Source organism: Rhodococcus sp. IC4_135 (assembly GCF_011602025.1).
In the GTDB taxonomy this organism is placed as follows: Bacteria; Actinomycetota; Actinomycetes; order Mycobacteriales; family Mycobacteriaceae; genus Rhodococcus_F; species Rhodococcus_F baikonurensis.
This window is the reverse complement of record NZ_JAAOLG010000009.1, coordinates 16,535-30,834: the sequence shown is the minus strand read 5'-3', so window position 1 is coordinate 30,834 and position 14,300 is coordinate 16,535. Positions and strand designations below refer to the sequence as shown.

The window sequence follows — 14,300 nt, the reverse complement described above, 5'->3', positions numbered from 1 at the left end:
CTCGACATGAGGCTGGGACTTCTCGAACGTGAATCATGCTCGCTGCCAACACTTGTCAGCGACGGGGTCGACTACTCCGGGCGGAGAGTCAGAATCCGCGGACCGTCCTCGGTCACAGCGACAGTGTGTTCCCAGTGCGCCGCACGGGACCCGTCGGTCGTCACAACGGTCCAGTCGTCGTCGAGAATCACCGTGTCGGTGGTACCGAGCGTGAGCATCGGCTCGATCGCCAGGCACGATCCGACTACCAGTTCAGGACCCTTACCCGGGGCACCTTCATTGGCGAGGAACGGATCCATGTGCATTTCCCGACCGATTCCATGTCCACCGTATCCGTCGACGATGCCGTAGGAACGACCGTGCAGCTTCTCGGCGGCATGAGTACCGACCTCGATCGCGTGCGAAACATCCGTCAGACGATTGCCGGCGATCATCGCCGCGATCCCGGCTTCCATCGAAAGCCGAGTGGCTTCGCTGAGCTCCTGATCGGCGACGCTGATCTCACCCACACCGAACGTCCAGGCAGAGTCACCGTGCCAACCGTCGAGGATCGCACCGCAGTCGATGGAAACGAGATCGCCTTCAGCCAGGATGTCCTGAGCTGAAGGGATCCCGTGAACGACGCGGTCGTTGACCGAAGAGCAGATCGAACCGGTGAAGCCGTGGTACCCGAGGAACGAGGGCACGGCGCCGGCGTCACGAATGACGGATTCTGCGACCGCGTTCAATTCCAAAGTGCTGACACCGGGCTTCGCCGCAGCGCGCACCGCCACCAGAGCCGAACCCACGATCGCGCCGGCAGCAGCCATCGCGTCGAGTTCGCCCGCAGAGCGGAACGGAACGACCTTGCGTTTACGCCCGAAGACCATTACTTACCCAACGCTGCCAGTGCGCGAGCGTTGACCTCTTCGACCTCGCCGATCGCGTCGACGGAGACGATGCTGTCCTTGTAATAGTCGAACAGCGGTGACGTCTCGTCGCGGTAGACCCGGAGTCGGTTGCGGATGACGTCCTCGGTGTCGTCTGCACGGCCGCGAGCGAGCATGCGCTCGACCACGATGTCCTCGTCGACAACGAAGGAGAGAACACCATCGAGCTTGGTGTCGAGGTCCTTCAAGATGCCCTCGAGAGCCTGAGCCTGTTCGACCGAGCGCGGAAATCCGTCAAGGAGGAAACCGTTTGCGGCATCCGGTTCTGCGACGCGAGCCTTCACCATGTCGTTGGTGATCGAGCTCGGTACGAGTTCGCCGGCGTCGATGTACTTCTTTGCTTCCACACCGAGAGCGGTGGCCTGACCGATGTTCGCGCGGAAGAGATCACCCGTGGAGATATGGGGAACGCCGAACTTCTCGGACAAGATAGCGGCCTGGGTGCCCTTGCCGGCACCGGGAGGACCAAGGAGGACAAGTCTCACTTGAGGAACCCTTCATAGTTACGCTGCATTAGCTGACTCTCGATCTGCTTCACGGTGTCCAGGCCGACGCTGACCATGATCAGCACCGCGGTGCCACCGAACGGCAGGTTCTGCGCGCCGCCGCCATTCCCGATGTCGAGGAACAGGTTGGGCAGAACAGCAATGGTGCCGAGGTAAATCGCACCCGGAAGGGTGATGCGACTCAGCACGTAGTTGAGGTAGTCCGCGGTCGGCTGACCGGGTCGGATACCGGGGATGAAGCCGCCGAACTTCTTCATCTCGTCGGCGCGCTCTTCGGGATTGAAGGTGATGGCGACGTAGAAGTACGTGAAGAAGACGATCAGGCCGAAGTAGATCGCGATGTACACCGGGTTGGCCGGGTTCACCAGGTAGGTGTTGATGAGGCGCTGCCACCAACTGGGGTCGACCGCTGTGCTGGCCGAAGTCAGCTGTGCGATCAAGTTCGGGAGGTACAGCAGTGAAGACGCGAAGATCACCGGGATGACGCCGGCCTGGTTCACCTTCAGAGGCAGGTACGTCGAGGATCCGCCGTACATCTTGCGTCCGACCATCCGCTTTGCGTACTGGACCGGGATGCGGCGCTGACCCTGCTCGACGAAGACGACGCCGGCGATGATCAACAGCGCTGCGAGGCAGACGAAGGCGAAGACCAGCGGACCACGGCTGTCGAGGATCGCCTTGCCCTCGCTCGGGATACGCGATGCGATACCGGCGAAGATGAGGAGCGACATACCGTTGCCGACGCCGCGTTCGGTGATGACCTCGCCGAACCACATGACCATGGCAGCACCGGCAGTCATGACCAGCACGATGATGACAAGGCCGAAGATCGACTTGTCGGCGATGATGTCGTCACAGCCCTGGAGCAACTGTCCGCGTGCCGCGAGAGCGACGATACCGGTCGACTGCAGGATTGCCAGAGCGATGGACAGATAACGCGTGTACTGCGTCATCTTGGCCTGGCCGGACTGGCCTTCTTTTCGAAGTTCCTCGAACTTCGGGATCACCACGGTCAGCAGCTGCACGATGATGCTTGCCGTGATGTACGGCATGATGCCGATCGCAAAGATCGACATCTGCAGCAGAGCGCCGCCGGAGAACAGGTTGATCAGCGAGTAGATACCTGCTGAATCACCGGAGTTGGCGATATCGATGCACTGACGCACACGGCCGTAGTCGACACCTGGGGACGGAATGAGAGCGCCGACCCGATACAGAGCCACCAAGCCGAGGGTGAAGAGGATCTTCCGCCTCAGGTCTGGGGTCCTGAGGGCCGAGACGAAGGCGGAAAGCAAAGATCCTCCTGGCACGACGGTAGGGAGACAGATCGTTTTGACCTGTCGAACTTTTGAACTCTAACAGTGAGCATTTGGGAACTAGGCGGGCAGACCACGAAAACCGGGTAAGCCGAAGATACATTTGCCACTCGGTGACCAGAATACTGGCCCGTCCGAGCATGCACGACCAATCTGTGACAAGACCTGGTAGACGCCGATGGCCGCAGCGCAGCAAACGCTGCGCTGCGGCCATCGGACTAGCTACGCGTGATCACTCACAGCTCGGTGGCGGAACCACCGGCAGCAGCAATCTTTTCCTTGGCGGAACCGGTGAACTTGTCGACGGTCACCTGAACGGCAACTGTCAGTTCGCCGTCGCCCAGAACCTTGACGAGCTGGTTCTTGCGGACTGCGCCCTTGGCGACGAGATCCTCGACCGTGATTGCTCCACCTTCGGGGAACAGACGGGCGATGTCGCCGACATTGACGACCTGGTACTCGACGCGGAACGGGTTCGTGAAGCCCTTGAGCTTGGGCAGACGCATGTGAAGCGGCATCTGTCCACCCTCGAAGCCCACGCGCACGGTGTTACGTGCCTTGGTGCCCTTGGTACCGCGACCTGCGGTCTTACCACGCTTGCCGCCCTCACCGCGTCCAACACGAATCTTGTTGGACTTGGATCCGGGAGCGGGGCGCAGGTGGTGCAGTTTGATGGTCATGGTTAGACCTCCTCAACTGTTACGAGGTGGCGCACCACGTTGATCAGACCGCGGTTCTGTGCGTTGTCCTCACGAACAACGGTCTGACGGATGCCCTTGAGACCGAGCGTGCGCAGAGAATCCTTCTGGTTCTGCTTGGTCCCGATGATGCTCTTGATCTGAGTGACCTTGAGATCTGCCATTACTTCACACTCCCAGCAGCCTGTGCGCGAGCGCGAAGCATGCCGGCGGGTGCAACCTCTTCGAGGGTGAGGCCGCGGCGAGCCGCAACTTCCTCGGGACGCTGCAGACCCTTGAGCGCAGCAACGGTCGCATGCACGACGTTGATGGCGTTGTCGCTACCGAGCGACTTCGACAGGATGTCCGCGATACCAGCGCACTCCAGCACGGCGCGCACAGCGCCACCGGCGATAACACCGGTACCGGGGCTTGCCGGGCGAAGCATGACGATGCCGGCAGCAGCCTCACCCTGAACGGGGTGAGTGATGGTGTTGGCGATCATCGGGACGCGGAAGAAGCTCTTGCGAGCCTCCTCGACACCCTTCTGGATGGCCGCGGGAACTTCCTTGGCCTTTCCGTAGCCGACGCCGACCAGTCCGTTGCCGTCTCCGACGATCACCAGAGCGGTGAAGCTGAAGCGACGACCACCCTTGACGACCTTGGAAACGCGGTTGATCGTGACAACGCGCTCGATGAACTGTGACTTCTCCGCAGCGTTTCCGCCACGGCCACCGTCGCGACGGTCACGGCCGCCACCACGGTTGTCCCCACGAGCGTTGCTGTTGTCACCGCTGTTGGGGCCATTCTGTCCGGCGGGTCCGCTTCCGCCGTCACGCCTTTGACGTCCCGGCATCAGGCTGTCCTTCCGTTGAAAATGTTGGTCATCAGAACTTCAACCCGCCTTCGCGAGCCGCGTCTGCCAGGGCCGCGATGCGACCGTGGTAGCCGTGTCCGCCGTGGTCGAAGACAACTGCTTCCACGCCGGCAGCCTTGGCGCGCTCGGCGATCAGCTGACCGACCTTCGCGCTCGCAGCCTTCTTGTCGCCTTCTGCCACGCGCACGTCTGCTTCGATGGTCGACGCGGAGGCCAGGGTGTGGCCGGCCAGGTCGTCCACGAGCTGGACGTGGATGTGGCGCGAGGACCGGTTGACGACCAAGCGGGGACGCTCGGGCGTGCCGGAGACCTTCTTGCGGAGACGGAAGTGACGACGCGTCTTCGAGAGACGACGCTTGGTGGACGCATCCTTGCCCAGCGGAATCCGCTTGGCTTTCTGGTTTGCAGTCTGGCTCATATCACTTACCCGTCTTTCCGACCTTGCGGCGGATCTGCTCACCCTCGTAACGCACGCCCTTACCCTTGTACGGGTCCGGACGACGGAGACGACGGATGTTGGCCGAGATCTGCCCGACCTTCTGCTTGTCGATGCCGGACACCGAGAACCGGGTGGGCGACTCGACGACGAAGGTGATGCCTTCAGGAGCCTCGATCGGCACCGGGTGGCTGAAGCCGAGCGCGAACTCGAGGTCCTTGCCCTTCAGTGCCACACGGTAACCAACACCGTGGATCTCCATCTTCTTCGTGTACCCCTCGGTGACACCGGTGATGATGTTCGCAACCAGGGTCCGCGACAGACCGTGCAGCGCGCGGCTACGACGCTCGTCGTCGGGGCGCGTGACGCTCAGCGAGCCGTCCTCTGCCTTTTCGATTGCGATGGGCTCGGAGATGGTCAGCGCGAGGGTGCCCTTGGGACCCTTGACGGTGACATCCTGGCCGCTGATCGTGACGTCAACGCCCGCGGGGACGGTGACCGGAATCTTTCCAATACGCGACATTGTGGTGGCCTCCCTTACCAGACGTAGGCGAGGACTTCCCCGCCTACTCCTTGATTGGCCGCCTGGCGATCGGTGAGCAGACCGGACGACGTGGAGATGATGGCCACGCCGAGGCCTCCGAGGACCTTGGGCAGGTTGGTGGACTTCGCGTAAACCCGGAGACCGGGCTTGGAAACGCGACGCACGCCGGCGAGGCTACGCTCGCGGCTGGGACCGTACTTCAGATCGACGATGAGGGTCTTGCCGACCTCTGCGTCTTCGGTACGGAAATCGGAGATGTAGCCCTCGCGCTTGAGGATCTCGGCGATGTTCGCCTTGATCTTCGAGTGGGGAAGCTTCACCTCATCGTGGTACGCCGTGTTGGCGTTGCGCAGACGCGTCAAGAAGTCTGCGATGGGGTCAGTCATGGTCATAGGTCGACCTCGACACCTTTCTCGCTGTGGTTCCCATGCAACACCGGACGAATCCGATCGTGGGCCTCCAGCAATTCGGCTGGGCCGTCCGACTTGTGTCAGACGGCGTAAGTTACCGCACCGAGCTGAACGCATGCGTCAGCCACGGCAACCGCTCTAGTGTAGGGAACTTTGGCGCAGGTGTCCACCGGGATACCGCGTCGCCTCCCCCACTGCGGCTCGCGGCCGCGGATCGGGCGGGTGTCGACGCGCTCCGAAATCCGAACTGCTCGTTCGAGACCGAAGTGCGACGTCGACGAATGATGATCGCTTTCAACCAGAGTCGCAGCGAGACAGTCCTTTTCAGGATCGGCACGACATACATCTCGACGGAAACCACGAATGGGTGTGGGTTCCAAAGGAACCCACACCCATTCACATGCGTGGTGTGACGAAGCCCGAGGGCCTCAGATCACCAAGAGCTCTTGCGAACTCCGGGAAGCTCGCCTGCGTGAGCCATCTCGCGAACGCAGATACGGCACAAGCCGAACTTGCGGAACACCGAGTGCGGGCGACCGCACCGCTGGCAGCGGGTGTAGGCGCGAACCGCGAACTTGGGCTTCTTGTTGGCCTTGTTGACCAATGCCTTCTTAGCCATGCGCTCAGTTCTCCTTGAACGGGAAGCCGAGGTGCTTGAGCAGTGCACGGCCTTCTTCGTTGTTGGTTGCGGTGGTCACGACGGTGATGTCCATACCGCGGGGGCGATCGATCTTGTCCACGTCGATCTCGTGGAACATCGACTGCTCGTTGAGGCCGAACGTGTAGTTGCCGTTGCCGTCGAACTGGTTGCCCGAGAGACCGCGGAAGTCGCGGATACGGGGCAGAGCGACAGACACGAGGCGGTCCAGGAACTCCCACATACGGTCGCCACGGAGGGTGACGCGCGCGCCGATGGGCATACCCTCGCGGAGCTTGAACTGCGCGATGGACTTACGTGCCTTGCGGATCTCGGGCTTCTGGCCCGTGATCAGCGACAGGTCATGGACAGCGCCGTTGATCAGCTTGGCGTCACGGGCAGCGTCGCCGACGCCCATGTTGACGACAACCTTGACGACGCCGGGGATCTGCATGACGTTCGAGTAGTCGAACTCGCTGTTGAGCGCGTCCTTGATCTCAGCGCGGTAGCGTGCCTTGAGGCGCGGCTGGACCTTGTTTTCGGTGGAGGTCATGTCAGATGTCCTTCCCGTTCTTCCGGGAAATCCGAACGCGCTTGCCGGACTCTTCGTCGGTGCGGTAGCCCACGCGGGTGGGGTTTCCGTCCGAGTCGACGACTGCAACGTTGGAAACGTGGATCGGGGCTTCCTGCGTGACGATGCCGCCGGAGGATGCTCCGCGCTCGTTCGCGGAAACCGCGGTGTGCTTCTTGATTCGGTTCACGCCTTCGACGAGGACCTTGTCGGTCGCGGGGTAGGCCTGAATGACCTTGCCCTTCGCGCCCTTGTCCTTGCCGGCGATGACCAGAACGGTGTCACCCTTGTGCACCTTCATCACAGCACCTCCGGGGCAAGCGAAACGATCTTCATGAACTTCTTCTCGCGCAGCTCACGGCCGACGGGTCCGAAGATGCGGGTTCCACGGGGATCACTGTCAGCCTTGATGAGCACTGCAGCGTTCTCGTCGAACTTGATGTAGGAACCGTCCGGACGACGGCGCTCCTTGGTCGTGCGAACGATGACGGCCTTGACGACCTCACCCTTCTTGATGTTTCCACCGGGGATTGCGTCCTTGACGGTGGCGACGATGACGTCACCGATCCCGGCGTAGCGACGTGACGAACCGCCGAGAACGCGGATGCAAAGGATTTCCTTGGCACCCGTGTTATCAGCGACGCGAACTCGCGACTCCTGCTGAATCACTTGATCTCCCTAGACCTGGAATTTCGTGCGCAACGGATTACCGACCCGGTGCGCGCGGTCATTGTTGCCACCTGCGTCGTGTCCGAGCTGCAGTCCCACCGACTGACGTCGGGAGACGATCACTGCAAGCACCGTTCGAGCTGCGCACGTGAAGACACACCTCTGCCACAGGCAACCGTTCTATTGTAGGGAAGGGTTCACCGATTACCAAATCAGCCGTACTCGACGCAACTCGAACCCTTAGCCCGGCAAAGCCTGCGAAAGTCCCGGAAAGCCGAATGGCCCACTCCCCCAAGGGGAAGCGGGCCATTCGGTGATACTCGATCAGCTCGAGGATTCGATCAGGCTTACTTGGCCTTTTCGAGGACCTCGACCAGACGCCAGTGCTTCGTCGCGGACAGCGGACGGGTTTCCATCAGCTGAACGCGGTCGCCGACGCCGGCAACGCCGTTCTCGTCGTGCGCCTTCACCTTGGTCGTACGGCGGATGATCTTGCCGTAGAGCTTGTGCTTGACGCGGTCTTCGAGCTCGACCACGATCGTCTTTTCCATCTTGTCGGACACGACGTATCCGACACGGACCTTACGGCTCGCGCGCTCTTCTGTGCTCACTGCTTTTTCCTCACTCATGCCGCGTCACCTGCATCCGGACCCACAGCGAGTCCGAGCTCACGCTCACGCAGGACGGTGTAGATGCGCGCGATCTCGTGACGAACGGTGCGCAGTCGTCGGTTGTTGTCCATCTGGCCGGTAGCCATCTGGAAACGAAGGTTGAAAAGCTCTTCCTTCGACTCACGGAGCCGGGTGACCAGCTCGTCTTCACTGAGCTCGCGGAGCTCTGCTGCTGGGGTTCCAGTAGCCATCAGAACTGCTCCTCTCTGGTCACGATCCGGCACTTGCACGGGAGCTTGTGCATCGCGCGGCGCAGGGCCTCACGAGCAATCTCCTCGTTGGGGTATGTCATCTCGAACAGAACGCGTCCGGGCTTGACGTTGGCAATCCACCACTCGGGCGAACCCTTACCGGAACCCATTCGGGTTTCGGCCGGCTTCTTCGTGAGGGGGCGATCCGGGAAGATGTTGATCCAGATCTTGCCGCCACGCTTGATGTGCCGAGTCATGGCGATACGAGCGGACTCGATCTGCCGGTTGGTGATGTAGGCAGGCTCGAGAGCCTGGATGCCGTAGTCACCGAAGGTCACCTGGGTACCGCCCTTGGCGGCACCCGAACGGCTCGGGTGGTGCTGCTTGCGGTGCTTGACCCGCCGTGGGATCAACATGCGTCAGCCCTCCTGATTCTGTTCAGTTGCGGGAGCATCGGCGGTTGCGGTCGCTGCGCGGCCGGCCTCGGTGCTGGTCGCAGTGGTACCGGTGGCACCGGAACGACGCGGACGGCTCGGACGCTCACGACGCGGGCGATCCCCGGCCGGTGCGGCCGTGTTGGCGGCGAGCTCACGCTTGCCACCGACGATGTCGCCCTTGTAGATCCAGACCTTGACGCCGATGCGACCGAAGGTGGTCTTGGCCTCGTAGAGGCCGTAGTCGATGTCCGCACGAAGCGTGTGCAGCGGCACACGGCCTTCGCGGTAGAACTCCGACCGGGACATCTCGGCGCCGCCGAGACGACCGGAGCACTGAACGCGGATTCCCTTGACGTTGGGCTGACGCATGGCCGACTGGATGGCCTTGCGCATTGCACGACGGAAGGCAACGCGGTTCGAGAGCTGCTCGGCCACACCCTGTGCGACGAGCTGTGCTTCAGCTTCTGCGTTCTTGACCTCGAGGATGTTCAGCTGGACCTGCTTGCCGGTCAGCTTCTCGAGCTCGGAGCGGATGCGATCGGCTTCGGCGCCGCGGCGGCCGATGACGATGCCCGGACGTGCAGTGTGGATGTCCACGCGAACACGGTCACGGGTGCGCTCGATTTCGACCTTCGCGATTCCTGCGCGCTCCATGCCGGTGGCGAGGAGCTTACGGATCGCGACGTCTTCCTTGACGTACTCCGCGTACTGCTTGTCTGCGTACCAGCGAGACTTCCAGTCGGTGGTGATGCCGAGACGGAAGCCGTGCGGGTTGATTTTCTGGCCCACTACTGAGCACTTCCCTTCCGGCGATTACGGGTCGATGTTCCGGTCTTCGGCAGGCTCTCCACGATCACGGTGATGTGACTGGTGCGCTTGCGAATACGGAACGCACGTCCCTGTGCACGCGGCTGGAACCGCTTGAGGGTCGCGCCCTCGTCCACGAACGCCGTAGCAACGACAAGCGTGCTGGGGTCGAGGTCGAGGTTGTTCTCGGCGTTGGCTGCTGCGGAGGCGATCACCTTGGCGACCGGCTCGCTCGCTGCCTGCGGCGCGAACTTCAGGATGTTCAGGGCGTCTTCAACCGAGCGCCCGCGGACCAGGTCCACAACTCGACGTGCCTTCATCGGCGTAACGCGAACGTGCTTCGCTACGGCCTTGGCAGTCGGGTTGGCGGTTTCGGTGTTGCTCATCGCCTCTTCGCCTTCCGATCATCCTTGATGTGACCCTTGAACGTGCGGGTCGGTGCAAACTCTCCGAGCTTGTGTCCGACCATGGAGTCGGAAACGAACACGGGGACGTGCTTGCGGCCGTCGTGAACTGCAAACGTGTGGCCGATGAAGTCCGGGATGATTGTCGAACGACGGGACCAGGTCTTGATGACCTGCTTGGTTCCCTTTTCGTTCTGTACATCCACCTTCGCGAGGAGGTGGTCATCGACGAACGGGCCCTTCTTAAGGCTGCGTGGCATCCTTCACTCCCTCCTAGCGCTTGTTCTTGCCGGTGCGGCGGCGACGGACGATCATCTTGTCGCTTGCCTTGTTCTTGCGGGTACGGCCTTCAGGCTTACCCCACGGGCTGACCGGGTGGCGTCCACCTGAGGTCTTGCCCTCGCCGCCACCGTGCGGGTGGTCGACCGGGTTCATCACGACACCACGAACGGTCGGGCGCTTGCCCTTCCAACGCATACGGCCGGCCTTGCCCCAGTTGATGTTCGACTGCTCGGCGTTGCCGACCTCGCCGACGGATGCGCGGCAGCGCACGTCGACGCGACGGATTTCACCGGAAGGCATACGCAGCGTGGCGTAGCTGCCTTCCTTACCGAGGAGCTGGATGCTGGCGCCTGCGGAACGAGCCATCTTGGCTCCGCCGCCGGGACGCAGTTCCACACCGTGGATGGTGGTACCAGTCGGGATGTTGCGCAGCGGCAGGTTGTTGCCCGGCTTGATGTCGGCGCCTGCACCGGACTCGACCGGTGAACCCTGCACCAGGCCCTTGGGGGCGATGATGTAGCGCTTCTCACCGTCTGCGTAATGCAGGAGTGCGATGTTTGCTGTGCGGTTGGGGTCGTACTCGATGTGAGCGACCTTTGCCGGGATGCCGTCCTTGTCGTTGCGACGGAAATCGATCAGTCGGTATGCACGCTTGTGTCCGCCACCCTTGTGACGGGTGGTGATACGACCGTGTGCGTTACGTCCACCGCGACCGTGCAGCGGGCGAACCAGCGACTTCTCGGGGGTCGACCGAGTGATCTCGGCGAAGTCCGAGACGCTCGAGCCACGACGGCCCGGTGTTGTCGGCTTGTACTTACGGATTGCCATGAGTCTTCTCGTCCTCTATGTCTCGTCAAGTCCCGGCGCTTACGCGACCGGTCCTCCGAAGATCTCGATGGGCTTGCTGTCAGCGGACAGGGTCACGAGCGCGCGCTTGGTGTCCTTGCGCTTGCCGTAACCGAATCGGGTCCGCTTACGCTTGCCCTGACGGTTGGCGGTGTTGACGCTCGTCACCTTGACGCCGAAGACCTTCTCGACGGCAATCTTGATCTGCGTCTTGTTCGAGTCCGGGTGCACCAGGAAGGTGTAGGTGCCTTCCTCGATCAGTCCGTAGGACTTCTCGGAGATGACCGGAGCGAGCAGGATGTCGCGGGGGTCAGCGATGGTGCTCACTTGGCGTCCTCCTTGTTCTGAGCGCTCTCTGCGGGCCCGTGGATGAACGCGTTGAGTGCCTCGACGCTGAACACGACATCGTCTGCATTGAGCACGTCGTAGGTGTTGAGCTGGTCGGGTGCAATGGGATGCACGCCTTCCAGGTTCTGCACGCTCTTCCAAGCGGCTACATCCTGGCGACCCACGACGAGCAGCAGCTTCTTGCGATCCGAGATCTCGCCGAGGAACGCGATTGCGCCCTTGGTCGAAGGCGTCTGCCCTGCAACCAATTCGGTGATGACGTGGATGCGCTCGTTGCGTGCGCGGTCAGAGAGGGCTCCGCGAAGAGCGGCTGCCTTCATCTTCTTGGGGGTGCGCTGGCTGTAGTCACGCGGCTGCGGGCCGTGAACGGTTCCGCCGCCGACGAACTGCGGTGCGCGAGTCGAGCCCTGGCGTGCGCGGCCGGTGCCCTTCTGGCGGTACGGCTTCTTGCCACCGCCGCGGACGTCGCCGCGGGTCTTGGTGGAGTGGGTTCCCTGACGAGCAGCTGCGAGCTGCGCGACGACAACCTGATGGAGAAGCGCGATGTTGGCCGGAGCGTCGAAGATCTCAGCGGGGAGATCGACGGTGCCGTTGGTCTTGCCGCCGGCGACCTTGACGTCCAGGGTCAACTTGGTCTCGGTGCTGGTCATGCCCGTGCACCACCCTTCACTGCACTCTTGACGATCACGAGGCCGCCCTTGCGGCCGGGGATCGCACCCTTGATCAGCAGCAGGCCGTTCTCGGCATCCACCTTGTGGACCGAGAGGTTCTGCGTCGTGATGCGGTCGCTACCCATGCGTCCGGACATGCGCATGCCCTTGAACACGCGGCCGGGAGTTGCACAGCCACCGATGGAGCCCGGGCGGCGGTGAACAGCCTGGGTACCGTGCGACGCGCCCTGTCCCTTGAAGCCGTGACGCTTCATGGTTCCGGCGAAGCCCTTGCCCTTGCTGGTTCCGGTGACGTCGACGTATGCGCCGTCCTCGAAGACCTCGGCGGTGAGTTCCTGGCCGACCTCGTAGTCGGAGGTGTCCGCAACGCGGAGCTCCACTACGTGGCGACGCGGGGTCACACCAGCCTTGGTGAACTGGCCGGAAGTCGGCTTGTTCACCTTGCGCGGGTCGATGGCGCCGAACGCGAGCTGAACGGCGCTGTAGCCGTCACGCTCTTCGGTACGGATCTGGGTTACGACGTTCGGCCCAGCCTTCACGACGGTGACCGGGACAACCCGGTTGTTCTCGTCGAAGACCTGGGTCATGCCGAGCTTGGTGCCCAGGATTCCCTTGATCTTGGTATCAGTCATTGTTTTTGTCTCCGCCGTCACTGAATGTTCACGTCGACACTGGCCGGAAGGTCGATGCGCATGAGCGCGTCAACCGTCTTCGGCGTCGGGTCGAGAATGTCGATCAGCCGCTTGTGAGTACGCATCTCGAAGTGCTCGCGCGAGTCCTTGTACTTGTGCGGCGAGCGGATGACGCAATATACGTTCTTCTCGGTCGGCAACGGCACAGGTCCAACGACGCGGGCACCCGTACGGGTTACCGTCTCGACGATCTTGCGCGCTGACGCGTCGATCGCCTCGTGGTCGTAGGCCTTGAGCCTGATGCGGATCTTTTGTCCCGCCACGCTTAGTGTCCTTTTCTTGCCGCGTTTCGTAGCCCGCCTGGTCAGGCTCGAGCTACCTCGTCTGCACAGTCCTTGCCTGGACGATGACACGACGAACACTGAAGCGATCGGGACCAAGTCGAAGTTCGGGAGACCGTGTTAGCGGTAAACCGAGCATCGGATCGAGATCAGGATCTGCTGCCGCTGTTCGTTTGTCATTGTTCTCCGGTACACGCGGTCGGGCGTGTCGCCTTCTCACTCATCCTGCGCCGGACAATCTTTCGATCATCTGGCGCGTGATGCGTACCGGACGTGTTCGATGTCGAACACAAAGTAGGTACTGCTTCCGTCCTGCATTACTTCTCGTCTTGCATGGTCACAGTCGTTGACCCGATTACCCTGACGGGATCTGCGATCGATCGTCTGTGACGTCTTACCCTTACCCGATCACGGCCGCAAACGACCGCGTCCCGGACAAGGCAACCCGACCAGTATGCCGTACCTGGCCCGATTCCTCAACTCCCCCGAACCAGCCTTTCCGAGTGAGCTGCGCGACAACAACCTTACTCAGAAGTAAGATAGGCACATGACTACTTCCAGCCCCACCTATCGCGGATGGCAGAAATTGCCGGACAACGCCCTCGGACATGCAGTTTTCTCGGCGGCGATGTCCATTCGTGTGCCCTACTTTGCCTCCGTCCTCCCCCGGGTGACCAAGCTGGAACCGGGACTGTGCGAGGTCCGCTCCCCCAAATGGTGGGGCGTCCACAACCATCTCGGCACGTTTCACGCGATCGCAGCATGCAATCTCGCGGAGGTCGCAATGGGCATGCTGAGCGAAGCGACGGTTCCGAACTCGCACCGCTGGATCCCCAAGTCCATGAAGGTCGACTACCTCGCCAAGGCCGAGACCGGCCTGCGGGCAGTCGCCCGACTCGAGACTGTGCCGGACTTCGCGGCGATCGAGCGCGGTACCGAACTGGTCGTTCCCATCTCGATCTTCGACCGAGGCGGCAAGGAAGTAGTCCACGCCGAAATCACCACCTGGGTCTCCCCCAAATAGGCACCCCCGTAGGCGCTCACGAACCCGCCTGCATCGCAAGCTGATTCGCCCGCCGGCAGGTTTCGCAGAATTGG

At 62.2% G+C, this 14,300-nt stretch carries 25 protein-coding genes; 1 reads left to right on the top strand and 24 read right to left on the bottom strand.

The window, feature by feature from the left end:
- Positions 1–71: 71 nt before the first annotated feature.
- From map to rpsJ, 24 genes are all read right to left on the bottom strand, one after another.
- A complete protein-coding gene (gene map, locus G8767_RS17575) occupies positions 72–869 on the bottom strand; it encodes a type I methionyl aminopeptidase (RefSeq protein WP_003940806.1) in 798 nt (265 codons plus the stop codon).
- Positions 869–1,414, bottom strand: coding sequence for an adenylate kinase (locus G8767_RS17570; RefSeq protein ID WP_003940868.1), 546 nt, complete (start codon positions 1,412–1,414; stop codon positions 869–871). Before G8767_RS17570 ends, map begins: the two co-directional genes overlap by 1 nt.
- Positions 1,411–2,730, bottom strand: coding sequence for a preprotein translocase subunit SecY (secY, locus tag G8767_RS17565; RefSeq protein ID WP_003940773.1), 1,320 nt, complete (start codon positions 2,728–2,730; stop codon positions 1,411–1,413). The genes G8767_RS17570 and secY overlap by 4 nt, the downstream gene beginning before the upstream one ends.
- Positions 2,731–2,987: 257 nt before the next feature.
- Positions 2,988–3,431 (bottom strand): 50S ribosomal protein L15, encoded by a 444-nt coding sequence (gene rplO / locus G8767_RS17560; protein ID WP_003940829.1) that lies wholly within the window; start codon positions 3,429–3,431, stop codon positions 2,988–2,990.
- 2 nt (positions 3,432–3,433) lie between these two features.
- Complete coding sequence (gene rpmD, locus G8767_RS17555; protein WP_003940751.1) at positions 3,434–3,613, bottom strand: 50S ribosomal protein L30; 180 nt, start codon at positions 3,611–3,613, stop codon at positions 3,434–3,436.
- Complete coding sequence (gene rpsE / locus G8767_RS17550) at positions 3,613–4,284, bottom strand: 30S ribosomal protein S5 (RefSeq protein ID WP_003940718.1); 672 nt, start codon at positions 4,282–4,284, stop codon at positions 3,613–3,615. The genes rpmD and rpsE overlap by 1 nt, the downstream gene beginning before the upstream one ends.
- 31 nt (positions 4,285–4,315) lie before the next feature.
- Entirely contained in the window at positions 4,316–4,723 is a 408-nt protein-coding gene (rplR, locus tag G8767_RS17545; protein WP_003940996.1) for a 50S ribosomal protein L18, read from the bottom strand.
- Position 4,724: 1 nt separating this feature from the next.
- Positions 4,725–5,264, bottom strand: a complete 540-nt coding sequence (gene rplF, locus G8767_RS17540; protein ID WP_003940970.1) for a 50S ribosomal protein L6 — start codon at positions 5,262–5,264, stop codon at positions 4,725–4,727.
- Between the two features lie 14 nt (positions 5,265–5,278).
- Positions 5,279–5,677, bottom strand: a complete 399-nt coding sequence (rpsH, locus tag G8767_RS17535) for a 30S ribosomal protein S8 (protein ID WP_003940873.1) — start codon at positions 5,675–5,677, stop codon at positions 5,279–5,281.
- Positions 5,678–6,128: 451 nt separating this feature from the next.
- A complete protein-coding gene (locus tag G8767_RS17530) occupies positions 6,129–6,314 on the bottom strand; it encodes a type Z 30S ribosomal protein S14 (protein ID WP_003940698.1) in 186 nt (61 codons plus the stop codon).
- Positions 6,315–6,318: 4 nt separating this feature from the next.
- Positions 6,319–6,885: a 50S ribosomal protein L5 gene (gene rplE / locus G8767_RS17525; protein WP_003940924.1), complete on the bottom strand. Its 567-nt coding sequence runs from the start codon at positions 6,883–6,885 to the stop codon at positions 6,319–6,321.
- Between the two features lies 1 nt (position 6,886).
- Positions 6,887–7,204, bottom strand: coding sequence for a 50S ribosomal protein L24 (gene rplX / locus G8767_RS17520; RefSeq protein ID WP_003941019.1), 318 nt, complete (start codon positions 7,202–7,204; stop codon positions 6,887–6,889).
- Positions 7,204–7,572: a 50S ribosomal protein L14 gene (gene rplN, locus G8767_RS17515; protein ID WP_003940951.1), complete on the bottom strand. Its 369-nt coding sequence runs from the start codon at positions 7,570–7,572 to the stop codon at positions 7,204–7,206. Before rplN ends, rplX begins: the two co-directional genes overlap by 1 nt.
- A gap of 347 nt (positions 7,573–7,919) precedes the next feature.
- A complete protein-coding gene (gene rpsQ / locus G8767_RS17510) occupies positions 7,920–8,201 on the bottom strand; it encodes a 30S ribosomal protein S17 (RefSeq protein ID WP_003941020.1) in 282 nt (93 codons plus the stop codon).
- A complete protein-coding gene (rpmC, locus tag G8767_RS17505; protein WP_003940734.1) occupies positions 8,198–8,434 on the bottom strand; it encodes a 50S ribosomal protein L29 in 237 nt (78 codons plus the stop codon). The genes rpsQ and rpmC overlap by 4 nt, the downstream gene beginning before the upstream one ends.
- Positions 8,434–8,850, bottom strand: coding sequence for a 50S ribosomal protein L16 (gene rplP / locus G8767_RS17500; protein WP_003940899.1), 417 nt, complete (start codon positions 8,848–8,850; stop codon positions 8,434–8,436). The genes rpmC and rplP overlap by 1 nt, the downstream gene beginning before the upstream one ends.
- Positions 8,851–8,853: 3 nt before the next feature.
- Positions 8,854–9,660 carry a 30S ribosomal protein S3 gene (rpsC, locus tag G8767_RS17495; RefSeq protein WP_003941003.1) on the bottom strand — a complete coding sequence of 269 codons (807 nt, stop codon included), beginning with the start codon at positions 9,658–9,660 and terminating at the stop codon, positions 8,854–8,856.
- On the bottom strand, positions 9,660–10,064 hold the full coding sequence (gene rplV, locus G8767_RS17490; protein WP_003940717.1) for a 50S ribosomal protein L22: 405 nt from the start codon (positions 10,062–10,064) through the stop codon (positions 9,660–9,662). Before rplV ends, rpsC begins: the two co-directional genes overlap by 1 nt.
- On the bottom strand, positions 10,061–10,342 hold the full coding sequence (gene rpsS / locus G8767_RS17485) for a 30S ribosomal protein S19 (RefSeq protein ID WP_003940820.1): 282 nt from the start codon (positions 10,340–10,342) through the stop codon (positions 10,061–10,063). Before rpsS ends, rplV begins: the two co-directional genes overlap by 4 nt.
- 13 nt (positions 10,343–10,355) lie before the next feature.
- Entirely contained in the window at positions 10,356–11,192 is an 837-nt protein-coding gene (gene rplB / locus G8767_RS17480) for a 50S ribosomal protein L2 (protein WP_003940895.1), read from the bottom strand.
- 39 nt (positions 11,193–11,231) lie between these two features.
- Positions 11,232–11,537, bottom strand: a complete 306-nt coding sequence (gene rplW / locus G8767_RS17475) for a 50S ribosomal protein L23 (protein WP_003940990.1) — start codon at positions 11,535–11,537, stop codon at positions 11,232–11,234.
- Positions 11,534–12,208, bottom strand: coding sequence for a 50S ribosomal protein L4 (rplD, locus tag G8767_RS17470; RefSeq protein WP_003940723.1), 675 nt, complete (start codon positions 12,206–12,208; stop codon positions 11,534–11,536). The genes rplW and rplD overlap by 4 nt, the downstream gene beginning before the upstream one ends.
- Positions 12,205–12,861, bottom strand: a complete 657-nt coding sequence (gene rplC, locus G8767_RS17465; protein ID WP_003940826.1) for a 50S ribosomal protein L3 — start codon at positions 12,859–12,861, stop codon at positions 12,205–12,207. Before rplC ends, rplD begins: the two co-directional genes overlap by 4 nt.
- Positions 12,862–12,878: 17 nt before the next feature.
- Complete coding sequence (gene rpsJ, locus G8767_RS17460; RefSeq protein ID WP_003938093.1) at positions 12,879–13,184, bottom strand: 30S ribosomal protein S10; 306 nt, start codon at positions 13,182–13,184, stop codon at positions 12,879–12,881.
- Between the two features lie 565 nt (positions 13,185–13,749).
- On the opposite strand from rpsJ, the gene G8767_RS17455 reads away from it, so the two are divergent.
- Positions 13,750–14,226, top strand: coding sequence for a hotdog fold domain-containing protein (locus tag G8767_RS17455; RefSeq protein WP_124566554.1), 477 nt, complete (start codon positions 13,750–13,752; stop codon positions 14,224–14,226).
- Positions 14,227–14,300 lie beyond the last annotated feature (74 nt).